At 35.8% G+C, this 23,989-nt stretch carries 22 protein-coding genes and 1 pseudogene; 6 read left to right on the forward strand and 17 right to left on the reverse strand.

Going from position 1 to position 23,989, the window contains the following annotated elements; genetic code table 11:
- The first annotated feature begins 80 nt into the window (after window positions 1–80).
- The 3 genes from glcD (at window position 81) to DN408_RS15570 (ending at window position 4,114) form a co-directional block, all read left to right on the forward strand.
- On the forward strand, window positions 81–1,493 hold the full coding sequence (gene glcD, locus DN408_RS15560) for a glycolate oxidase subunit GlcD (RefSeq protein WP_002168855.1): 1,413 nt from the start codon (window positions 81–83) through the stop codon (window positions 1,491–1,493).
- Window positions 1,490–2,818, forward strand: coding sequence for a (Fe-S)-binding protein (locus DN408_RS15565; protein ID WP_147740237.1), 1,329 nt, complete (start codon window positions 1,490–1,492; stop codon window positions 2,816–2,818). The genes glcD and DN408_RS15565 overlap by 4 nt, the downstream gene beginning before the upstream one ends.
- Before the next feature lie 465 nt (window positions 2,819–3,283).
- Entirely contained in the window at window positions 3,284–4,114 is an 831-nt protein-coding gene (locus tag DN408_RS15570; protein ID WP_002030537.1) for a CAP domain-containing protein, read from the forward strand.
- Window positions 4,115–4,149: 35 nt separating this feature from the next.
- Here DN408_RS15570 and DN408_RS15575 read toward each other — a convergent pair whose 3' ends face one another.
- The 11 genes from DN408_RS15575 to inhA1 all read right to left on the reverse strand — a co-directional run bounded on the left by DN408_RS15575 (window position 4,150) and on the right by inhA1 (window position 17,248).
- Window positions 4,150–4,755, reverse strand: coding sequence for a DUF1648 domain-containing protein (locus DN408_RS15575; RefSeq protein ID WP_002126129.1), 606 nt, complete (start codon window positions 4,753–4,755; stop codon window positions 4,150–4,152).
- Between the two features lie 91 nt (window positions 4,756–4,846).
- Complete coding sequence (locus DN408_RS15580; RefSeq protein WP_002126127.1) at window positions 4,847–5,770, reverse strand: RluA family pseudouridine synthase; 924 nt, start codon at window positions 5,768–5,770, stop codon at window positions 4,847–4,849.
- A gap of 100 nt (window positions 5,771–5,870) precedes the next feature.
- Window positions 5,871–6,287 carry a hypothetical protein gene (locus tag DN408_RS15585; RefSeq protein ID WP_002126125.1) on the reverse strand — a complete coding sequence of 139 codons (417 nt, stop codon included), beginning with the start codon at window positions 6,285–6,287 and terminating at the stop codon, window positions 5,871–5,873.
- A 99-nt stretch (window positions 6,288–6,386) separates the two neighbouring features.
- The gene (locus DN408_RS15590) at window positions 6,387–8,579 is read right to left on the reverse strand and encodes an MMPL family transporter (protein ID WP_002166118.1); all 2,193 of its coding nucleotides are present in this window, start codon (window positions 8,577–8,579) and stop codon (window positions 6,387–6,389) included.
- Window positions 8,580–8,667: 88 nt separating this feature from the next.
- A complete protein-coding gene (locus DN408_RS15595; protein ID WP_002011488.1) occupies window positions 8,668–9,315 on the reverse strand; it encodes a phosphatase PAP2 family protein in 648 nt (215 codons plus the stop codon).
- A 59-nt stretch (window positions 9,316–9,374) separates the two neighbouring features.
- The gene (potD, locus tag DN408_RS15600) at window positions 9,375–10,424 is read right to left on the reverse strand and encodes a spermidine/putrescine ABC transporter substrate-binding protein PotD (protein ID WP_002011485.1); all 1,050 of its coding nucleotides are present in this window, start codon (window positions 10,422–10,424) and stop codon (window positions 9,375–9,377) included.
- A gap of 38 nt (window positions 10,425–10,462) precedes the next feature.
- Window positions 10,463–11,263, reverse strand: a complete 801-nt coding sequence (gene potC, locus DN408_RS15605) for a spermidine/putrescine ABC transporter permease PotC (RefSeq protein ID WP_002011483.1) — start codon at window positions 11,261–11,263, stop codon at window positions 10,463–10,465.
- Between the two features lie 6 nt (window positions 11,264–11,269).
- A complete protein-coding gene (gene potB, locus DN408_RS15610) occupies window positions 11,270–12,118 on the reverse strand; it encodes a spermidine/putrescine ABC transporter permease PotB (RefSeq protein ID WP_002126118.1) in 849 nt (282 codons plus the stop codon).
- Window positions 12,115–13,098, reverse strand: coding sequence for a spermidine/putrescine ABC transporter ATP-binding protein PotA (potA, locus tag DN408_RS15615; protein ID WP_147740238.1), 984 nt, complete (start codon window positions 13,096–13,098; stop codon window positions 12,115–12,117). The genes potB and potA overlap by 4 nt, the downstream gene beginning before the upstream one ends.
- A gap of 237 nt (window positions 13,099–13,335) precedes the next feature.
- Window positions 13,336–14,703, reverse strand: a complete 1,368-nt coding sequence (locus tag DN408_RS15620) for an aldehyde dehydrogenase (protein WP_078178273.1) — start codon at window positions 14,701–14,703, stop codon at window positions 13,336–13,338.
- A 157-nt stretch (window positions 14,704–14,860) separates the two neighbouring features.
- A complete protein-coding gene (gene inhA1, locus DN408_RS15625) occupies window positions 14,861–17,248 on the reverse strand; it encodes a M6 family metalloprotease immune inhibitor InhA1 (RefSeq protein ID WP_002126109.1) in 2,388 nt (795 codons plus the stop codon).
- A gap of 342 nt (window positions 17,249–17,590) precedes the next feature.
- Between inhA1 and DN408_RS15630 the strand changes: the two genes are divergently transcribed.
- Together DN408_RS15630 and DN408_RS15635 are read left to right on the forward strand one after the other, a co-directional pair.
- The gene (locus DN408_RS15630) at window positions 17,591–17,725 is read left to right on the forward strand and encodes an anti-repressor SinI family protein (protein WP_002011474.1); all 135 of its coding nucleotides are present in this window, start codon (window positions 17,591–17,593) and stop codon (window positions 17,723–17,725) included.
- Between the two features lie 79 nt (window positions 17,726–17,804).
- Complete coding sequence (locus DN408_RS15635; RefSeq protein WP_002030429.1) at window positions 17,805–18,128, forward strand: helix-turn-helix domain-containing protein; 324 nt, start codon at window positions 17,805–17,807, stop codon at window positions 18,126–18,128.
- A gap of 82 nt (window positions 18,129–18,210) precedes the next feature.
- Here DN408_RS15635 and calY read toward each other — a convergent pair whose 3' ends face one another.
- From calY to DN408_RS15665, 6 genes and pseudogenes are all read right to left on the reverse strand, one after another.
- Window positions 18,211–18,804 (reverse strand): biofilm matrix protein CalY, encoded by a 594-nt coding sequence (gene calY, locus DN408_RS15640; RefSeq protein WP_002030430.1) that lies wholly within the window; start codon window positions 18,802–18,804, stop codon window positions 18,211–18,213.
- Window positions 18,805–19,246: 442 nt separating this feature from the next.
- A pseudogene (locus DN408_RS15645) lies at window positions 19,247–20,071 on the reverse strand (DUF4047 domain-containing protein).
- A gap of 161 nt (window positions 20,072–20,232) precedes the next feature.
- Window positions 20,233–20,820: a CalY family protein gene (locus DN408_RS15650; protein WP_000172837.1), complete on the reverse strand. Its 588-nt coding sequence runs from the start codon at window positions 20,818–20,820 to the stop codon at window positions 20,233–20,235.
- A gap of 64 nt (window positions 20,821–20,884) precedes the next feature.
- Window positions 20,885–21,454 carry a signal peptidase I SipW gene (gene sipW / locus DN408_RS15655; RefSeq protein ID WP_002064334.1) on the reverse strand — a complete coding sequence of 190 codons (570 nt, stop codon included), beginning with the start codon at window positions 21,452–21,454 and terminating at the stop codon, window positions 20,885–20,887.
- A 196-nt stretch (window positions 21,455–21,650) separates the two neighbouring features.
- The gene (locus tag DN408_RS15660) at window positions 21,651–22,937 is read right to left on the reverse strand and encodes a D-alanyl-D-alanine carboxypeptidase family protein (protein ID WP_002126097.1); all 1,287 of its coding nucleotides are present in this window, start codon (window positions 22,935–22,937) and stop codon (window positions 21,651–21,653) included.
- Window positions 22,938–23,091: 154 nt separating this feature from the next.
- Window positions 23,092–23,319, reverse strand: a complete 228-nt coding sequence (locus DN408_RS15665) for a hypothetical protein (protein WP_000251865.1) — start codon at window positions 23,317–23,319, stop codon at window positions 23,092–23,094.
- 283 nt (window positions 23,320–23,602) lie between these two features.
- Here DN408_RS15665 and DN408_RS15670 point away from each other — a divergent pair, with 283 nt between their 5' ends.
- Complete coding sequence (locus DN408_RS15670; RefSeq protein WP_078178763.1) at window positions 23,603–23,827, forward strand: hypothetical protein; 225 nt, start codon at window positions 23,603–23,605, stop codon at window positions 23,825–23,827.
- Window positions 23,828–23,989 lie beyond the last annotated feature (162 nt).

Here is a 23,989-nt window from a genome sequence, read left to right on the forward strand (position 1 = left end):
TTTTTATCATTATAATGAAAGCACTGTTACAACGTTTTTTATTATGACGAAATACGTTAACAGTTTGAGGGGGATTTCCAATGTTAGAAAAGCAAATTATTGATTCATTCGTATCTATTGTTGGCGAAGATAATGTAGATACATCCAATATGGGGCGTTTAACTTATAGTTATGATGCCACTCCAAACTTCCAAGCGATGCCTGATGCAGTCATCGCTCCTCGTAATACAAATGAAATAGCAGACGTGTTAAAAGTGTGTAACACTCATAAAATCCCAGTATACGTTCGCGGGTCTGGAACAAATCTTTGCGCTGGAACGTGTCCACTTGAAGGTGGTATCGTCCTTATTTTCCGCCATATGAACAATATTTTAGAAATTGACGAAGAGAATTTAACAATTACTGTACAAGCTGGTGTTATTACACTTGATATTATTAAAGCAGTAGAAGAAAAAGCTTTATTTTATCCACCAGATCCAAGCTCTATGAAAATTTCTACAATCGGCGGTAACATTAATGAAAACTCCGGCGGATTACGTGGTTTAAAATATGGCGTAACACGTGATTATGTAATGGGGCTTGAACTTGTCTTACCGAACGGCGATATCATTCGTACTGGCGGTAAATTAGCAAAAGATGTAGCTGGTTATGATTTAACTCGTTTATTTATTGGTTCTGAAGGAACACTTGGTGTTGTTACGGAAGCTATATTAAAACTTGTCCCTATGCCTGAAACGAAGAAAACGATGCTTGCGCTATATGAAGATATTAACGAAGCTGCTCGAGCTGTTTCTGCTATTATTGCAAATAAAATTATTCCGGCGACACTTGAGTTTTTAGACCAACCAACAATTGAAGTTGTAGAAGAGTTTGCACAAATCGGTTTACCAACTGACGTTAAAGCAATTTTATTAATTGAACAAGATGGCCCGCCCGAGGTTGTCAATCGCGATATCGAAAAAATGGCTAACGTTTGCCGTGCTATGAATGCGGTCGATGTTCGCGTTGCAAAAGATGAAGCCGAAGCAGATGCGCTTCGTACAGCACGCCGTAGTGCACTATCAGCACTTGCAAGACTAAAACCGACAACAATATTAGAAGATGCAACTGTACCACGTTCACAAATCGCTCCAATGGTTGAAGCAATTAATGCAATTGCAAAGAAATATAATATTCCTATTTGTACTTTTGGTCATGCTGGTGATGGTAATTTGCATCCGACTTGTATGACAGATGCCCGTAATGAAGAAGAAATGCATCGTGCCGAACAAGCTTTTGCTGAAATATTTGCGAAAGCGATTGAGCTTGGTGGTACGATTACTGGTGAACATGGTGTTGGCGCAATGAAAGCTCCGTATTTAGAAATGAAATTAGGTAAAGAAGGTATTGCTGCTATGCAAGGGATTAAACAAGCCTTCGACCCAAACAACATTATGAATCCTGGAAAGATGTTCGCGAAAGACTCTCGTAAAAGAGTGGTGGTTGAGCGATGACCACATTAAATAAAGAAAACATTCAAAAGGAATTTAAAGAACGATTAAGTGAAGATGAACTACTAAACTGTATGCGATGCGGCTTTTGTTTACCAACTTGCCCTACTTACATTCAATCTGGGTATAAAGAAGCACATTCCCCACGCGGACGTATCGCCTTAATGAAAGCCGTCGTTGATGGTTTAATTGAGCCGGATGAAGATGTTGAAGATACATTAAATGTTTGCCTTGGCTGCCGCGCTTGTGAACCTGTTTGTCCATCTGGTGTGAATTATGGACATTTATTAGAAGAAGCTCGTGATATTATTAATCAAAATAAAAAGTTCTCCATGCCCGTGAGAGCTGTTCGTAAAGTTGTTTTTGAAGGACTATTCCCGCATCAAAACCGAATGCGAACATTAACAGGACTAATCGGATTTTACCAGCGTTCTGGTTTACAAACGCTAACACATAAAACAGGTATTATGAAGTTATTCCCTGAAACACTTGCAACGATGGACCTCGTTTTGCCAAAAGTCCCTAAAATGAAAGCAATGAAAGATCGTCCTGAATTTTTACCTGCTGAGGTGGCAAAGAAGAAACAAGTTGCATTCTTCACAGGCTGTTTAATGGATACGATGTTTTTAGAAACAAATAACGCAACGATGAAACTTCTTCAGTTAGCTGGTTGTGATATCGTTATTCCGAAAACACAAAGTTGCTGCGGGGCATTACATGGGCATGCTGGTGAAAAGAGTGGAGCAAAAGAATTAGCAAAACGAAATATAGAAGCATTCGAAGATTTAAACATCGACTATATTATTACGAATGCAGGTGGTTGCGGAGCTTACCTCGTAGACTATGATTATCTGTTAAAAGATGATCCCAAATGGGCTGAACGCGCAAAGCAATTTGTTTCTAAAATTAAAGATATTACTGCTATACTAGTAGAACTAGATTTCCATAAACGTAATGACTTACGACTCACGCCGCAAATCATTACGTATCAAGACTCTTGTCATTTACGCAATGTTATGCGAACATCTTCGGAACCTCGTATGTTACTAGAGGCCATTCAAGGCGCAACATACCGCGAAATGAAAGATGCGGACCGTTGCTGTGGTTCTGCTGGTTTTTATAATATTGTCCATTCGGAGTTATCAATGGAATTTCTAGATTACAAAATGGACCGTGTACATGAAACAGATGCAGCGACAATTGTTACTGCAAACCCTGGATGTCTATTACAAATGAAACTAGGTATTGAACGTGAAGGTCTTTCTCATAAAATGAGAGGAATTCACATTGTTGATCTATTATTAGAAGCAATTGAAACCAACTCGTAATAACTCGTAACATACGTAATAATAGGAAAACGGCTATCTCCTTCGTCTACGTAAAGAGATAGCCGCTTTTTTGTCCGCTACAACATTAAAAATATGTTACTTTATTATAAAAAAGAACAACAGAAACATTACAGTTTTGTAAAAATACATCCAGTATATTCCTCAAAAAAATGCTAAAATCATTGATACAATAGGATTCTTCATTTTTAATATAGGTACATTTATCCAAAAACCCCCTCTTAAAACCAAGTATAAAAATGCTAAAAATTCCTTTTATACTCTATGTTTCTCTTATTTCATCCCTTTCCTCCTCTTAGGATAAATTAGGAAATTTTTAAGTCTATGAATTTTTTTCCATCTTTTTTCTCGCAAATTGTATGCTACGATGAATTGGTCAGTCAGACAGGCTGTCAAAAACAAATCGTGTGAAAACAAATTAAAACTTTATATAGGGGGACACACATCATGAAAAAGCGTGTTTTATTATCTGTAGCTGCTGCAACAGCTCTTACTTTAGGAGTATCTTCTTTAGATGCACAAGCTGCAACAGTACAACCATCTAACATAAAGGTTCAAAATATTCAGCATTCAAAAATGATGATGAAGCAAATGAGCCAACAAGAATTACAAGCATTCTTACAATCTATGGGAGTTGAATCATTAGCACAATGGAACCAAGGACAATTCCAACAAGATTGCTTCATTCCTGGTCAACAGCCTACTGAAAATGTTGTTACTGAACAACCAACAGCTAAGCCAGAAGCTCAAAAGCCTGCTGAGGAAACTCAAAAACCAGCTGAACAAAAGCCTGCTGAAGAAGTTGCTAAACCAGAAGCTCAAAAACCAGCTGAAAACAACAATACTCAAAACGAAACACAAAAACCTGCTGAGCAAAAGCCTGCTGAAGAAGCAAAATCTTTAAGCGAATTCGAACAACGCGTTGTTGAATTAACAAACGCCGAGCGTACAAAACAAGGCTTATCAGCATTACAAATCGATACTGAATTAAGCAAAGTAGCACGCATTAAGTCTGAAGATATGCAAAAAAACAACTACTTTGATCATAACAGCCCTACATACGGGTCTCCGTTTGACATGATGAAAAAATTTGGTATTTCTTATAAATCTGCAGGTGAAAACATCGCCCAAGGACAACGTACTCCAGAAGAAGTTGTACAAGCTTGGATGAACAGTGCCGGACACCGTGCAAACATCTTAAATAGTGGCTTCACTCATATCGGTGTTGGCTATGTAGAAAGCGGCAACTACTGGACACAACAATTTATTACGAAATAAATAAAAAAAGAGTCTTCTAGAAGAAGACTCTTTTTTTATGTTTCATAGCTTTCTAATATGTATGCGTATAAAATGTAGAACATAAACAAAATAGACCCGCAGCTTATTACACTAATTAACAAGTAAAATCCCCACTTCAGGCTCAAAAGCAACGAAAATAATATGCTACATGCCATCACTTGAAAGATTCGCCTACTAACTAAACGGATTTTTTGTAATTTGATCGGTTCTTTCTCTCTATCCTTCACCTTTTTAAACACTTTACTAAACATAAAAAGAAACATACTAATTCCAATCGTTAGTCCTGTCTGAAAGGATATAATACTTCCCAAATTAATAAAGAGAATTAGTATATGGACAAACATCATAAATAAAGTAATACTCTTTATAAATCCATTTATAATGAAATACTCTCCTTCATTAAACTTATATATATTATGTAAAATAACATATACTAATCCATGTAAAATAATAATAAGGACAGGGATAAATAATACGACAACTTGTTTACTCATAAACTCGTTCGCTCCACCATTCTCGTTCCAATGCACTGCCATACGAGTTGGTAAATATGGATAAATACATAGAGTAAGTAAAAGACAAGCGAAAAATATCCCTAGCATGTATTTATATTTGATCAAGTAATTCTCACCTCTCTTTTCTCTTAACGGCTTCGCCTCTTTCAGAGAAATCCCTGCAAAAATCTACCTTTTTCAACTTTAAACTTACACTTTACCTATTTTCTCTTTCAAATTTTTTCATTGTATCGTTTAAATTTGTAGGGAAAGGTACGTCAACAACGATCTCTTCTTTCGTAATCGGATGCAAAAAATTAATCTTCATCGCATGTAACGCTTGCCCGGACATATATGTTGTTTGCCCACCATATAATACATCCCCAACTAATGGATTTCCATTATAGCTCATATGAACGCGAATTTGATGCGTTCTACCAGTTTCTAACTGTAACGTTACGAGCGTCGCATTTTGTTTTTTAAAATATTTCTCTACTTTATAATACGTTATAGCTTGGTCTCCCTTTGGAGAAACACGACGCCTTGTAGCATGATGTCGATCTCTTCCGATAGCTGCATCAATTGTCCCCTGCTTCTTTTTTACTTTTCCTTCAACAAGTGCCATATACGTTCTTTTGATTTTCCGTTCCATTAATAAACGATCCATAATTGCACCCGCAATTCTATGTTTTGCGAATACAACACCACCTGTCGTATCTTTATCTAATCTATGGATATGCCGAACCTTCGTCTCTAAACCTTGCATTTGAAAATGAAAAGCAACAAGATTAGCAAGTGTTCCCGTCCCATTTTTTTCAGAAGGATGTGTATCCATTTGCCCCTGCTTATTTACAATGAGTACGTGATCGTCTTCAAACACTACATTTAATTCACCATATTCCGGCTCTACGCCGTACTCCTCCTCCATAAACATATGAACTTGTAACTTATCTCCTTCTTTTAAAAGTTCATTCCATCTCCTTTGTTCTCCGTTAACCGTAACACCTTTTTCCATACGAAGCTGATGTAATAACTTTTTTGGTACTTCCCATTCTACTTTTAACAACGACTCAATACTTATACCATTCCACGTCGCTGGAACCGTAATTTCGCACCATTCGCCCTTTTTCTTTGTTTCCATACTATAATCACCTTATTTCTATTGATTCTCTCATTGTAACGGAAAACATAATTTGATGCACCGTCAAAAATAGAGGACAGCCTTATAATCGACTGTCCCCTCACGCTCTAAGCCTTTTCATTTCCTGCAACACTTCTTCAGCTTTTTGTTCATACAATAAATCTTTAAAGAAATCCGCCAATCGTTTATAGTCGTTGTACGTATCTAATAAGTCGTCTATTTTCTCTCCTTTCATAACTTGTTGCTTTTGCTTCATTTTTACTGGATAGCGATACCCCGATACTTCTTGTATTTTGTAATACTCATCCTCTACTTGAATGACTTTTACAAGTTCCTCTTCTTCCGCATCCATCGTATACCCGTCAAAGTCTCTAAGCAGTTCATAAATAATATGAGTCCATTCATCTTTTGGGTAAAACCCTTTTTCCAACCGATAACCGACAATGCGATACATATGCCCATCGTTTTCAGCAAACTGTACTGTATCATTTAGCTTAAACTTAAAATAACGAAACATTGCCTTCACCTACTTGTATGTAATGTTCTTATCACATACTATGCGCAAAATATGGGCCCTGCTATTCATAAAAAAAACTCATCTTATAGATGAGTTTTTTTATGATGATTTTTCTCTTTTCTTTCGAAATGGTAGCCACCAGTTCCAATCCCCAAACAATTTCATTAAACTTGGTACGAGCATAAGACGGATAATTGTTGCATCAAGAAATATTGCTAATGCAACCCCAAGCCCCATCTGCTTTACTGGTAAAATATCAGTAAAGGCGAACGCACCGGTAACAACAATCATAATTAAAGCGGCGGACGTAATAATCCTACTTGTCGAAACAAGCCCTTCTAACGTTGCTTGATCGTTATCCCCTGTTTCTTCATAGAGCTCATGAATACGTGAAATAAGAAATACTTCATAATCCATGCTAAGCCCAAATACGAGGCCGAAAATAAAGATTGGTAATACAAATAAAACTGAACTCTCTTCTAATCCGAAATGACCACCTTCAAATAACCAAATTACAATTCCAATTGTTGCACTTAAACTAAGTACGTTCATAATAATAGCTTTAATTGGAATGAGTATAGAGCGGAATGCGAATAATAAAATGACAAAGGTTGATCCAAATATAACAGACATACCAATTGCAACTTTATCTTTAATTTCATCTTCTAACTCTTGCTGGAACGTCGTCATACCGCCCAAATAATAAGTAACATCATTTTCTTTATAATTCTTTTTGAAATCACGAACCCATTGTTTTGCGGTTTCTGTACTTGGCTTCGTATCCAAAAAGACTTCCATTGTTGTTTTATTCCCTTTCGTATACGCTTCAAATACAGGAGCTATTTTCGCAGCCTCTGGCGACTGTAACATTCCAGCAACTTGATCTGCTTTCATTCCATTTAGCCCGTCATATACACTTTTCACCTTATATACTTGCTTATCGTCTTTTAACTTTTGAACAACAGCTTCTATCTTTTGTAAACTTTCTTTTTCTGTTATATCTTTCTTCGTCTCTACTACTAATGTCACATCAGCGTGTGTTTGGACAGTTTTATTAAAGGCTTCTTCATACTTCTCAAATGCAACTCTCGTATCACTCTTTTCAGGTAACGCTTCAACACCAGGAAACTGCAAGTTAGCTGTACGTAGCGGTAATAAACAAATAACAATAAATGTTGTAACAACAATAATCATGACGATTGGATGTTTCATTACAAACTGTGCAAATTTACGCCATACATTTGATGGCGTAGGCGCCGCCTGATTCTTTTTTAATATCCTTTTACCAATTAAAGATAATAGCGCCGGAAGAAGTGTGAGCGAAAACAAAATGCTCATAATAACGACAATCATCCCGCTAATAGCAACAGACTGAATATAATCTATCTTAAAGAAAAATAAGCCTGATAAACCGACGAATACACATAACCCTGAAAATACGATAGCACGCCCTGCCGTTTGATACGTAATCGCTATCGCTTCTTTCACTGTTCTCTTCGCAACTTCCTCTCGAAAACGATTTACAAATAACAGTGCGAAATCAATTGATAATGCGAGCCCAATCATCGGTGCAACATTTAACACGAAAATAGATAGCTCTTTATCACTACCTATAAAATATAAAATCCCCATCGTACTAATGACACTAAGCGCGCCATTTACAATCGGTAAAATAGACGCAATCAGACTACCAAATGAGAATAATAGTACGAGAAAAGCAATAGGTAATCCAATCATCTCTGCTACTTTTAAATCATTTTGCGTTCTTTCATTAATCTCTTGATTAATTTTCGGATATCCTGTCGGTGTTACTTTTAATACGCTATTACTTTCCTTCTCGATTTTCCCGGCAAATTGTAATGTCTTTTCCATTCGTTCTTTATTTGTTTTCCCGGAAAATAAAATCGTCGCATAACCGATATCATCTTGTAACATCTCTTTATTTTGCATTGGATGATGGAAAGATTCGTATTTTTCTTTCTCTTCAATTTGATTTATTATCCCCTCTATACGCTTTTGGAACTCCTCATGCGAAGTATCCTTTTCCTTCTCAAAAACGAGTAAAAGTGTATCTTGAGACTGCTTAAAATCCTTATCTAAAATTTCTTTCGTCTTTTGATAATCCCCTTCTGTTTGGAAACCATCACCGCCCAATACTCCTGGAAGTTTTGGAGCAAAAATACCGAGCACTATCGCAAGTAGTAGTAATGCTACAATTACTGTATAACGAAATTGATACAAAAAAGTTCCTAACTTCCCCCACTTATCAATTTTATGTACATTTGTCTTCACACATTTTCACCTACTTTATATAATTCACTTGTCATTTAAACAAAAAACGTCTAGAAAAACTATAATACTAGTTTTTCTAGACGTTTTTTTATCTCTCGTTATTAAGTCCCAATCTCTCGGTAAGTAAACGATGACAATAAATTGCGATGATTAACAAAATGCCACCTGCACAGTAACCAGCTAAAATATCAGTCGGGTAATGAACATTTAAAATAACTCTACTTAATCCAATCAATATAATTAATATGCCCATCGAAATCGTAATACCACATTTTCCAGCTACACTCTTCAAATTGGCAGCAATGATATAGGCAAGAAAACCGAATGTTATAATAGATAGCATTGCATGTCCGCTTGGGAAGCTATACCCAAGTGCGTCAAGTGCCTCATTTAATGATGGGCGGTCTCTTTTTACAATTTCTTTTATTCCCTTATTAACAAGGTGTGTCGTTAATATAGCCATTGGATACACAATCATAGCAGCATAATAACGCTTTTTCCAAAAAACGAGCAAGCTTATAATTAGTGTCGTTATAACTCCAATTGCAGATCCTAGCTTTGTAAAGTATGAGAAGAATGTAAGTGAGCTTTCCGTTTGTAATCCTTTTACCATATCACGTACGTATGTATCCATCATTGTAACACCACCTACATGTACCCTCCAAGCGATGATGCTAAATAGAACAAACAATAAAATGATACACATTAACTCATACTGATGTAACTTTTTCTTCAATCGACTTCCTCCTACTATGAAAAAATGCGATTTCTACTTTAGAAACCGCATTTTCTTACTTATTTACCTTTTGTTTTCAGCTCTGTCCAGTAGCGATCGTAGTCTTTTAACTTATCGTCTACATCAACAAGCCACTCTGTACGATCTAATTCTTCTTTTGTTAAGAAGATCATGTGATTATCACGATATTCTTTACTATGAAGAGGATGAGCTTTTTCATTTGGATTACTGTAACCAATTGACTCGTAGTTTTTCACACTTACTTTTTCATCTAATAAGTAGTTCATAAACTTCTCTGCAAGTTCTTTATTTTTCGCACCTTTTGGAATTGCTAACGTATCAGCCCAAATTGTGCCACCTTCTTTTGGTACAACGTATCCTACATCTTTATTGTCTTTCGCAATGAATGCTGCGTCTCCAGACCAAACTGTCCCGATCCAAGCATCTTCTGTAATGAATTTTTGTTTAATATTATCTGTATCGAATGCTAATAAGTTTGGAAGTAGCTTCTGCAAATCAGCAGACGCTGTCTTTAACTGTGCATCCTCTTTCGTGCTATTAGAGAAACCGTTTTTCTTAAGTCCCATTCCTAATACTTCACGAGAATCGTTTAATAAAGTAACATGTCCTTTATATTTCTCGTTCCATAAATCATTCCAGCTTGTAGGTGTTTCTTTCACATACTTTTTATTGTATGCAATTCCTGTTACACCCCAAGTATATACTAGAGAATACTTATTCTCTGGATCAAACGCAGGTGTTTTAAAGTTAGACACAAGGTTCTCGATGTTCGGGATATTCTTCTTATCTAAAGGCGCTAATAAGTCCATCTTCGCCATCGTTTTCACCATGTAATCAGATGGCTGAATTAAATCATATGTCGCGCCACCAGCTTGTAATTTCGCAAGCATTTCTTCATTACTTGCATATTTATCGTAGTTAATTTTCACGTTATATTTCTTTTCAAAATCTTTTAAAACTTGCTCATCAAAATTGTCCGCCCAGCTATAAATGTTTAATTCTTCTTTTTTCTCACCACAACCAGCAAGTACACCTGCAGCAAGACTGAAGCTAATTGCTATACCAGCTAATCTCTTCACTAATTTCATCGGTTTATTACCTCCTCGTTCTTTCTATATCATTCGTATTATAAAGGAAGGTGTCCTCCAGAGTTCTCTTCACCGTCTGCACCTTTATTACGGAAAATTTCCGATAGCACCATTAATCCTACAATTACAACAATTAATATTGTAGAAAGAGCATTAATTTCAGGCGATACTCCACGCTTAACCATACTATAAATGTATAATGGCAATGTTGTTGATCCTGGTCCTGATACGAAAAAACTAATTACAAAATCATCAATCGATAATGTGAATGTTAATAATGCGGCTGAAATAACTCCTGGTGCAATTGCTGGAAACGTTACATAACGAAACGTTTGCCACGGCGTTGCTCCTAAATCGTTTGCAGCCTCTTCTAAATCACGTCCCATACCAGAAAGACGTGCCGCTAAAATAACAACAACAAATGAAATACTGAATGTAATGTGTGCAATAATAATTGTTGTTTTTCCAAGTTCCATACCTAATTGACTAAATAGGATAAGTAAAGATAATCCCATTAAAATATCAGGAATTAAAATTGGTAAATATACAAGACCGTTAATGGCCCCTTCAAAACGATATTTGTAACGGTGTAATGCAATAGCAAAAATCACACCAAGAACTGTCGTCACAATTGTCGTTATAACAGCAATCGTCATACTATTTACAAACGCATCAATAACATCTTGTTTTTGAAATAAATCTGTATACCAATGGAGTGTAAAGCCCTCCCATTCCGCATTAATGCGAGAATCGTTGAAGGAATATACCATTAAAACCATCATTGGAAAATACAAAAACAATAAGATTAACCAAGAATAAGAAACTAAAAACTTCTTCATTTTTGCCTATTCCCCTCCGTTTCCATCATATTTATATACTTTCGTTGCACGATAATATAAGTAAATTAACAGAACAGAGAATAGAACAACAATCATAGATAACGCGGAACCAAATGGCCAGTCACGTGAACCTAAGAATTGGTTTTGAATTACGTTTCCGATTAATGCTACTTTCGATCCACCCATAACGTCTGATACAACAAACATTCCGATAGAAGAAACGAATACTAAAATAGAACCAGTTGTAATCCCTGACATCGTCATCGGTACTGTTACATTCCAAAATGCCTTTACTGGTGTTGCTCCTAAATCATAAGCCGCCTCTAGCTTACGCTTATCAAGCTGCTCAATTGCTGCATACACTGGTAAAATCATAAATGGTAATAAAGAATATACCATTCCGAGTATTACAGAAGGCGTATTATATAGCAGATTTAAAGGTTCACTAATAATACCTAGTTTCAATAGCAATGTGTTTACAAGACCTTGTGAACGTAAAATAACAATCCATGCGTATGAACGAACAAGAAAGTTAATCCAGAACGGAATCGTTGCCAATAATAGAAGGATAGAACGATATTTACGATCAACAATTGTAATTGTATAGGCGAATGGATAACCGATTAATAAACATAGTACTGTCGTAATAACAGCTATCTTCACTGTTTCCCATAACGTCCCCATATATAATGGATCAAACACACGTGCTATGTTATCTAATGTAAATTTCATTTCCACTGTCCCGTATGCTCCGCGCTGCATGAAGGCAAATGCTAATACGAACAGAAGTGGAATTAGGAAGAAGAGTAACAGCCATACGACTGTAGGTAATGCGAGTAATTTCCCTTTCTTCAATTTAAGGTCACCTCGTCCTCTTGCTCCCAGCCTACATATACATTATCTCCAATGCTCCACTGCGTTGCTTCTTCAGCAGTTTGGTATGCCATTAGTAATTCCGCTGTTTTCTCCTCACGTACATATAGCTTTTCCATATTTCCAACAAATTCAATATCTTCAATATGTCCAAGATGGTATTCTTTTAAAATTGACTCTTCAACCGAGCGAACTTTTACATTTTCAGGGCGAACTGCTACGTAGTTTTCCCCATTTTTCACGATATTATTTTCACCGATAAACGTCGCAACAAACAATGTTTTCGGCTTATTGTAAATTTCCTTAGGCGTGCCGACTTGTTCGATATGCCCTTTATTCATAACGACAATACGATCACTCATACTCATCGCTTCTTCTTGATCGTGCGTTACATATATGAACGTAATTCCTAAATTACGTTGTAAGTTTTTCAATTCACGTTGCAAATCTTTTCTTAACTTAAAGTCAAGCGCTCCAAGTGGCTCATCTAATAGTAATACACGTGGGTTGTTTACAATTGCTCTTGCAATTGCTACACGCTGCTGCTGTCCACCAGAAAGCTTCGAAGGTTTACGATTACGGAACTCAAGTAACTGCGTTAAACGCATTGCCTCTTCCGCACGTTCTTTCTGTTCTGCTGCTGATACTTTTTGCATTTTCATACCGAAACAAATATTTTTTTCAACATTCATATGTGGGAATAGTGCGTAATGTTGGAACACTAAATTCATATGACGCTTGTATGGCGGCAAATCGTTAATCTTTTCATCATCTAATAAAAGATTCCCTTTAGTTGGGGTTTCAAATCCTGCGATCATACGAAGTAAAGTCGTTTTCCCGCAACCACTCGGTCCTAAAATTGTTAAAAATTCTCCTTCTTTAATATCTAAAGAAAGAGGGGGGATAATCACTTGATTTCCAAAATGTTTTTCTACTGCTTCAACTTTAATAATCTTTTTCATTTTCCCGTCCTATCTACCTTAAATTTTAATTTTTATATTCATGAATAAATATTTATGTTCTATAGACTATTTTTTTGTTTCGATCCAAACAAAAATGGTTGTTTAGCAGCGTTCTCTTCTATTCTTTATGTAGTATGTTTGATTCATTTTCGCATGATACATATGTCGAACAGAAAAACCCCTTCAGTTGCGAAGGGGTTTTTATCATACGGCTACGCCTACTGATAAACACCATCATCATTTTAACAACTTTCGTATGAATTTTAAAGCACTTTTTGTAGAAGAGTAACGAATTTTCATGTCGAATGCTGTAGATTGGGACAAAATGCTTTTATAATGGGAAAAAGTCCGAAAACTTTGTTCACCATGATAGCTGCCTAATCCACTACTTCCAACGCCCCCAAAAGGTAAATATGGCGTTGCAAGATGATATACGACATCATTTATACATCCTCCGCCATATGAAATATTACTCGTCACTTTCTTTTGCACTTTTCTATCTTCAGAAAATACATATAGTGCTAACGGCTTTGGATGGTGCTGAATCGTTTCAATTACCTCTTCTATTTTGTCATATTCTATAATTGGTAAAATCGGCCCAAAAATTTCATCTTCCATAACAGCACTTTGCCATGTAACATTCGTTAACACTGTCGGTTCGATGTGTAATGTTTCTTTCGTATAATTCCCGCCAATCACAGGTTTACCATCTTGCAAAAATGTACATAAACGTTCAAAATGACGCTCACTCACAATTCGCACATAATTGTCATTTTGCAAAGCATCTTTTCCATATTGCTCTGCGATTTCATGTCTTAATGCCTCGATTAACTGCTCTTTCACTGAAGAATGAACGTACATATAATCAGGCGCTACACACGTCTGCCCAGCATTCAAAAACTTGCCCCAAACGATACGTCTTGCGGTTACATCTAGCTTTGCATCTTTATGTACAATACATGGGCTTTTCCCGCCAAGCTCTAACGTAAGAGGCGTTAATTTTTTCGCCGCTGCTTCCATAACAACTTTTCCGACACCAACACTACCTGTAAAGAAAATATAGTCAAACGATTCCTTTAAAAGTGCAGTGCTTTCCTGAGCACCGCCTTCTACTACCGATACAAGCTCTTCTGGGAATAATTCACCTAACATTCTCGTAAGCACTTTTGAAACGTTTGGCGTTAACTCTGACGGCTTTAAAACGACTGTATTGCCAGCTGCCAATGCTCCTACAAGTGGTGCAATTGCTAATTGAAACGGATAGTTCCACGGTGCGATAATAAGCGTCACACCATACGGTTCTGGCACCACTTTCCCCTTCGATCCAAAATGAGTAAGAGCTGTGCGAACACGCTTTGGTTTACTCCAAGATGAAATATGCTTCATTTGAAAAGAAATCTCTTTTAGTACATATCCAATTTCTGTTGTAAATGATTCGTGAACTGATTTATTCAAATCTAATTTCAACGCTTGAAAAATCTCACCTTCAAAACGCTGAATTCCATCATAAAGCTTTTTTAAATTATTTTTTCTTGTTTCTATACTTCTCGTATATCCATTATAAAAATATTGCTTTTGTTTATTTACAATAGAAGAAATGCTCATCTATTCACCTTCTCCCACTATTTTTATCCAATTCTTTCATTATTTATATAGAACTTTTTTACTCGTAAAATTACATTATATATAATTTTTTCTTTTATATAAAATTCATTGCTCACAAAAAACTACCGAAAGAAAATCTCCCGGTAGTTTTACTGTATTAACGGTATAAACGAACAGCACCTGCAGAATTATCATCAGCTTGTCCTACTACTTCAAACTTCAGACCAAGCTTCGGTAAAATACGTCCTGCATCTGGAATCTGCTCATTAATATACTTTTTAGAGTCATCGAACTTCGGTACCCCTGGTAATCCATCGTATACGAATGTTCCACGCGTTGGAGATACAACTTTCCAAGCTGGCGTTTTGTCGAATGAGAACGCCGCATCAGCAATTTGGAATCGCGTACTGCTTGTAAATGTTGGTTTGCCATTTAAAGTTCCTGCAATTGCTTCTGGATGAGAGTCAACTACACCAAGGAAACCATGTCCTGGATGTACGCCAACCCAGTTATCTGTGTAAGCTGAATCCGCATACCATACAACCATACCAGTGTTATATACTGGACCGCGAGCAAATTTCAATGCGTTATCTGAACCCGCATAGTTTCTCCACTCTACATAGTAGTTATGCTTTTTCTTATCCATTCCGTTAGATGCAACGAAACCGTCCAATTTGAATTGTGGTGTACCTTCTGCATCATCAGAGAATGCAACATTTCCATCTACAGTTAGTGACGCATTATCAAGTGTAAATCCATTTAACGCCAATCCACCGTCTGTAATATATTCAAATACTAGTTTCACTTTCTTACCTTTGAATTGACTTAAATCATATGATTTATCAACCCATTTTCCATTTGTCGTAGCTGCATTTCCACTATTTGCTTTCTCACCAATTCTTTCAATCAACGTTTTTTGTCCATCTTCTGTTACAGCGTGTACTTCAAGGAAATCGTACTCTGCTTCGATTTCATACAATGACTTATAATCGAATTTTGCAGTCGTTGCTTTCGTTAAATCGAATAGTGGCGTTTCCATCGTTGTATGAAGGTCATCACCTTTTGTGCTGTAGTAATACTGTTTACCAAATGCAGGCTGAATTCCTTTTACATCTTTATCTGGTAAGTTAACACGAATCAGACCTGGACGATCTGACTTCGTAACACTTTGGTCTAAGTATGTTGCCAGACCGATACCTTTATTTAATTTCTCGTAATCTACTTCTACGATATTCGCCCAGTTACCACCGATTGTTTTTTGGAAAAACTCTTTATTTTGTGGTGATAAACTCGTTGGCGTTGTTCCTGCGATTTTACCAGCCCAGCTTCCGCCACTCATAATAGACCAAGCTTCAACCGGTTCACCATCACCGCTATACTGTGTATCATACTCATCTGGAAGACCTAAATCATGGCCATATTCATGTGCGAATACACCAACCGCGCCATCTTCTGGTTCAATTGTGTAGTCGAATGCTGCCATATTTCCGCCCCAATATGGAACTTTCGCTTGTGTACCTTCAATTGCGAATGGTTTTGGTCCAACTGTCCAGCGATGTGACCAAATTGCATCATCACCTAATTTACCACCGCCAGCTTCTTGTCCAACACCCGCATGAATAATCATTAAGTGATCGATTAAACCGTCCGGTTGATTTTGATTCCCATCACCATTTACATCATATTGATCGAACTGATCAAACTGTGATAAATCAAGTCCGCTATCTACAGCCGCTTTTAATGCATCTTTTACTAGATCACGTGGTCCTTTTGGTCCTTTATTATCATGACCTGTACCAGCATCTGCACCGTAATCAGCAGCTTTACCTGGAACTGTTAACCATTTTGTGACTGTTCCGTCCACTGTGTAACTACCACCTGATTGCTCTTCGTAATATTGTTTAAACGTTTCGATTTTGCTTCCATCCTCTAACGCGAATGGCTCATTACCGAATAACATTTTTTCATAATGTTCTTTGTTAAAATCGTTAGAATACATGTAGCCAGGCTCTTTATCAATATTGTTATGCTTGAAATCAGCGTACTCTACAAGTAAAACAAGTACTTTATCTTTACGAACTTCACCGTTATACTCTTTTTGCTTAGCAGGTGAAGTTGGTACTTTCCCATTTAAGCCTCCTCTAACTGGACCTGTTCCTGCTGTAGTCCCGTTTGCTGGCTGCTCTGATTTTTCTTTCGTATCTGCCTTTGCATCTTTCACTTTCTTTAAAAAGTCAGATGCATCTTTCGTAAGTTGGTCCCCACTTGCCGCTTCTTTCCCAGGATTTTCACCCTTCTTTTTCTCTACATACTTTTCGACAGCTTTCTTTGTTTCTGTCCCTGAAGCAGATGAATCAATTACCCCACGTTTTTTTAGCGCATTTGCTAATCTCTCTTCTGGGATTAAGTGATCATCAACTGGGCTTGTAGCTGTCTTGTTCTCCGGCGTTTCAGCATATACAGACTGGCTTCCAGCACCAAACGACAAGCCTAGAACAGCTGTCAAAGCAATTGATGATAACACTTTAAATGGTTTCTTTTTCATCCCTTATTGCCTCCCCTAATATAAAATATGTATTACACACTCTATATTATTAAAAATTCAATATATTTTCAATATTTAGTTATATTATGTAATTTTTTTAATATATTTGTAAAAATTTCATAGTTAGTATACGAATATATCACAATTCAACAATGTTTTCAGAAAATATTGAAAATATTTGTCAGAAACTTTATAATCGCCATAGAGGGAATTTGATGGGGATTTTATCTTTGTTTCATCTACAAAATATTTGATAATTCACTATATAAAATACAAAATCCGATTGCATTATCATATATTCTGTAGCAGCGATTATGACCACTAATTAGGGAGGAATTACATTTGTACAAAGATAAGGCTGACTCACTAGATCAAGAATGGATTGATTTAATACTTGAAGCTCTAGATGCTGGCATTGCCCTGCAAGATATTGAACACTTTTTTCAACGTATGAAGCATACGAGCCAGGCTCAATAGCCTCGTTCTTTTTAACGAAGTTTATGTTATAATAATCACATCATAAGACGACTACATATTGATAGAAAGGTGCGCAAATATGATAGGAGAACGTATAAAACGCCTTCGTTTACAAAAAGGCATTTCATTAACAGAACTCGCCGAAAAAGCTGGTGTCGCTAAATCTTACATTAGTTCTATAGAACGGAATTTACAAAAAAACCCTTCTATTCAGTTTCTTGAAAAAATTGCAGCTGTTCTACAAATTCCAGTTGATACTTTACTTCACGATGAAACAACAACGGAGGGTCACCTAGACTCCGAATGGACACAGCTCGTTAAAGATGCGATGAGCTCTGGTGTCTCAAAAGAACAGTTTCGTGAATTTCTCGAATTTACACAATGGAAGAAAAATCAACAATAATACATATAAAAGAGTGCTTAAAACGGGCACTTCTTTTTTTCTTTATAAAAAAAAGCGGGGAATCCCCCGCTTTTTTTATTTATTATTTTTCTTCTCCATCTGTTTGGTTAGCATTGAATGTCCATTCTAAGTTCAATGAATCGCCTTGGAATTTGTTTTGATCTTGACCATTCTCTTCGAATACAAATTGTACCCATAGATAGTCCTCTGTACCAGCTTCTAAGCCACCTTTTTCTCCCCACTCAGGAGCAAAGATGTCTTTAGCTAAAAGATCTGGATCAGCATTTTGTAAATCAGCTAAAGTTGTTTCATATACAGGCTCGCTTTGTTTATCCCAGTTCCAAAGGAATTTCACTTTAATATGCTTACCGAAGTCTTCACCAGCATTATCACCTTTTGCATCTTTCACAGTATACTTTGTCGCTAATTTAACATCTTTAATTGCTAAAGTACCGTCGTTCTTTAATAAGAACTCTTTCTTAACAGAATCCCCTGGTTTTAAATCTTTAATATCTACAAGCGTTTTAGGGTTTAATGTAAGATCTAACGTCCCAGCTGCAAATGTATTGTTTGATACTTCTTTATCGCTAAAGTAAGCGAATGTTCCTCCACCAATTAAAGATAACCCCAATGCTGCTGATGCAACTCCCATACCTAATTTCTTTTTCAGACTCACAATCAATTCCCCCTAGCTGTTTTTTGTATTTTTATCTCTTATTTCAAAATAAGAGGTGTAACTAAAACTATATTAGCTTAGCTAATATTTGTTCTTTTTTTAAAACCTTAAGTTCATTATAACGAACAAGACTATATAAATACAATATATATTTTGATTATTTTTATTTCTCAACATTTTTTCCTTTTTTTCAGAAAAGTATTGAGAAATAAAGTGAAACCTTAATCAGTGTTTTTCTGTCCATCCCCACTGATCATTAACCTTCACCAAGCGGTGGGCTGCCAACTAACTTCCTCGCATTCGTTAAATTTTTAGGTGAAGACCTATACCCACGAATAGTGAAATAAGAAAAACAAAGCAAATAGGTGAGTCGTAAGGCTCTCTCACCTATTTGTCTTATCATTGTATTTATTCCTTCCGAAATGCTGCTGTATTTTACTTACTATTCCTTCTGTTCTTCCTGCTTCTTACTCTCTTCTACGCCTCTTCTTGCTTCTTACTCTCTTCTAGTTTTTTCGCCTCTTCCTGCTTCTCTCTCTTCTAGCTTTTTCGCCTCTTCTTGTTTCTTGCTCTCTTCTAGCTTTTTCGCTTCTTCTTGCTTCTTACTCTCTTCTAACTTTTTCGCCTCTTCTTGTTTCTTGCTCTCTTCTAGCTTTTTCGCTTCTTCTTGCTTCTTACTCTCTTCTAATTTCTTTTGCTTCTCAGCCTCACTCACTTGCTTTGCTGTTTCATCTACTAATAATTTTTCAAAAGCTTGAATTTGTTTATCAATCACCTGTAAATTAACCTCTTTATCAACATACTCACAGTGCTCTTTAACTATATGAAAACCAGCATTCACATACGAGAATACTTGCTTATTAGATTCACTTTTATTTCCCTTTAACTCTTCTTTCACTTTGTTATAAGGATTTTCTATTGATACATATACCTTTTGTAACAGTTCCCTCTCAGTAACAATTTTCTCACGTCCTTGCTTCCACGTAACAAGCGCCTGTTCTAATTCTTGAGTGGAAGTGAAAGTTACTTTCGATTTCATCTCTTCATACTCATGCAAAATTACTTCCTTATGTTGCTTAGCTTGTTCTGTCAACTGATCAACTGTTTTTGGAAAAATACTTGCTGTAGAAATAGTAGCCTGCACTTTCGTCTCATGAATGAAAGCTGCCTCTGTATAAGTCATCATTTGAGAACCTAAATAAAAAGTAATAGAGCACAAACATGGCAATATAAGCATCTTTTTGAATTTGCGAGGTGCCTTCAGCATTTTAATCTCTCCTATCGAACAACTTGTTCTTTATCAAGAACTATACCTTTATTATAATAAAGTGAATTACAAAATGATATAAAAATTATGTTTCTTTTTACATTTCTCTTTTAACACAAAAAGAGACTACCACTTTTGATAGTCTCTTTTTGTTGTCATTATTATTTCGTTTCACCATCGCCTTGCTGTGCATCAAACGTCCAAGTTAATTGTAACTTATCGCCTTGGAATTCATTTTGGTCTTTTTTATTATCAACGAATTCAAATTTCACTTTGAATTTATCAGATTTACCTGCAGAAATACCTTTTTCATCCCAGAACCAAGCAGCTAAATCATTATTTACTGCTGTAAGTGTATCACCCTTCAATTTATCTAATGTAGTTTCTTTCACAATCGTCTCATGCTTATCTACATTTTTTAAGAATGTTACTTTAATATGTTTACCAAAATCATCTTTATTATCTTTCTTCGTATCTTCTACATTATAGTCTGTTTTTAATAGAACCTTTTTAATATCTAAAGAGCCTTTATTTTCTAGTTTAAATTCTTTTTCAATTGTATCACCAGGTTTTAAATTCGATACATTAACAACTGTTGATGGATTTAATGATAAATCAAGCGTACCAGCCGCAAATGTATTATTTGACACTTCTTTATCGCTAAAGAATGCAAATGTTCCTCCACCAACTAATGCTGCTCCTAATACTGCTGATGCGATACCCATTCCTAATTTTTTCTTTAAAGTCATGTCCATATCCCCTTAATATATATATATTTGTTAACTTCCTAAACGGAAAGTATAACCAAACGAACTAGACGGATTGTTCTACTTTTTTATCTTTCTTTTCTCCGTCAATGCTACGAATAGCGCCAAAAATAGAAATTGCGGAATAGCCAAGTAAAAAGACTCCAGGAATAATGAGAAGTAATGCTGCTCCCGCTTTTGAACTCGCATAATTCAGTCCATAACCAACGTATGGAACTGTAATATCTGCATACTTTCCAATTACATTCTCTGCAAGTACTGGTGCTAAATCTGGTCCGTTGTTGTTATCCCCTTTTGTTTCATACATTACTTTTCCATTTGTATCTTTCACACCGATAATACGGTGAGTGATAATTTTGTCATCTTTCTCTTTAAACGTAATAACATCACCTTTTTTATATTTAGAACCATCTTTCGTTGGCTCTATCGCAATGATTGATCCTGTTAAAAATGTTGGTTCCATCGATCCTGAAAGAACGCTCTTAAACTGATATCCCATCACTGTTGGATCCCCGCCACTCGCTTTTGAAGAAATAACTACAAAAGCTAAACAAACCATTACCGCAAATAAAACAAATGAGATAACGTTGCTAATCACCTTCCAAATTAATTTCATCGTCTCTCTCCCTCTCCGTTGTTTTATGTTATTTGAAGTATACAATATTCATTTAGTTCTCTAACAAGAACACAAGTAAATAATATAACGAACGATTTGGAAATGCAATAAGAAAATTTACAATTATTAGTTAAATCATTTTTGAAATGCATACAAAAAAGACCGTGACAAAATCTCATCACGGTCTACTAGCAATTTATTTTTCTTCTGATTTCATCCCTTGGTTATTTCGGCGCAGCACTACATATAAAATCGCTCCAAATAATAAAATCGCACCTATTCCAACACTTATCACTTTCACATTCGATTCCTTTACTTCAGGTGCAACTGTATCTTTTTTAGGCATCGCAAAAGTAACATCTTCTTTTGAAAGAACATTTATAGTCGCAATCGTTTGATTATTCTTTATGATATCTACCGCACCAACTACTTCACCGCGATGAATTCCTTTTTGATACAAAGATTCTTTATCCACTGAATTAACCCGAAAAGCCGTTTTTATATTTTTCCCTTCATCTTTCTTTAGCATAAGCTCTGCACTTTTTTCCAGCTCAGAATCAACATCTTTATTTAAATACTTTGCCTTTTGGTGCCAACTATGTTTATCTAGTACAGTTTGCTTCGTAAATTGCCCAAAAGAATATTCCGCCATCTGCTTCAAATCTTCATAAATTTCAGGTCTTTGAGAAGCCATTACTACATTTATAATACGATTACCATCCTTCTCATTTAATAAAACGAGCGTATTGCGTGCTTCATTCGTAAATCCTGTCTTACCACCCATACTATATGGATTTTCAAAATAAGTAGACTTATTAAAAATAGAAACTGTTTGCGTAGATGTCGTAACCGTCGTTCTTTTCGTATTCATCGCTTGTAAAATTTCAGGATACTTTTGCACACCTCTCGTAATCATGGCCATATCATATGGCGTCGTATAATGATTTGGATCATGCAATCCATTTGGCGTTACAAAATGACTATCTTTAGCCCCTAATTGCTTCGCCCTTTCATTCATCATATTGGCGAAGTTTTCAACACTTCCTCCAATACGCTCCGCAATCGCATACGACACATCATTCGCACTCAGCACCATTAAAATCATAAGTGCAGTATTTCTATTAATAGTCTCACCAGGGTGAAACTCAATTTGATAATTACTCTTCTCTTGATCTAATGCTAATTGTGAAAACGTAAATTGATCCTCTGGCTTCGTATGCTCCATCAGTAAAATCGCCGTTAACACTTTCGTCATACTAGCAGGGAACGCACGATGATGTGCATTTTTGTCGTACAACATATCTCCTGTTTTCGCATCAATCGTAGTCGCAAACTGACTAAAAACATTCGGCCCTTCCGCAGGTGGAGGTGCCACTTGCTCCGGATTTACTCCAATATTCGTCTCAGCATATAACGTCATAGGTGTCAAAAAAAATAAACAAATAACCATAACAAAAACCGAAATTTTCTTAAAATTTACCATATGACTCTCCCTTTTCCCTTTACTTTCACATTCTATAAAATACCTCTACCAACCTATATGTAATTTGTATTAATTTGGAAGAATATTCACTTTTTTTACTATATCACACTTTTACGATTAGGAACATAAATATACAACAAAAAATAAGAAGGAATTACTCTTTCTTATCCTTCTCATCAATCAATGAGTCTATTAAATTTTGACTAGCTTCCTCAGGTGTAATCTCATCTGTCATCCCCATAAACGACCAACCTTTAGAATCGACCCACTCAACAAACTCTTGTAAAAACTCATCATGTGTAACATCCACATCAAGAATTGAGCCATTAATCGAAATCGTTCTATTTCTAGATACGCGCATCTTGAACGTTTTTCTTACCATTACAATAATTCTCCCTCTACTTCTGAATATTTATAAATATCTTGTACTTCTTTTATACATGATTTCTTGAAAATTGTAAAAAGGATATATTGGCCAATTTGCATATTAAAAATGAAAATCTCTTATTATATAACCCTCACACTACATTCATTTAGTCATAAATTACGGAATACATCCATATAAAAAAACAAACCAACTTATATTCTATCACACCAACTACACTTGACTTTAGTACGATCAAATAGAATATATTAGAAAACACCTTAAAATGAGGAGGAACTCCATGGCGCGTTGTACATATTGTAAAACGAAGTGGAAAGTAAAAGATGTATGGTCGATACTCATGACATTTGAAAAAGATTGTCCGTATTGCTTCGGAAGACAATATCTATCAAGGAAAACATTGAACGCTATGCCAGAACTTATAAGCTTACCTTTACACTTCTTATTCCCTTTTCTTGTTGACTTAAGCGATGAAGGTCCTTTGGATTGGTATCGAAAAAAATAATAGAACCGCTTTATTCGAACTCACTTTTCATTAAATTCTCTACTTATATATTCCTTAATACACTACTAGCGTGATTCCAACTATTTTCCCATCAAAACATTAATATAAAATATTGTAAAATTTCAGTTAATTATATATAATTACTTTAGCATAAAGATTAAA

The organism is Bacillus sp. AR13-1, assembly GCF_008042285.1.
In the GTDB taxonomy this organism is placed as follows: domain Bacteria; phylum Bacillota; class Bacilli; order Bacillales; family Bacillaceae_G; genus Bacillus_A; species Bacillus_A mycoides.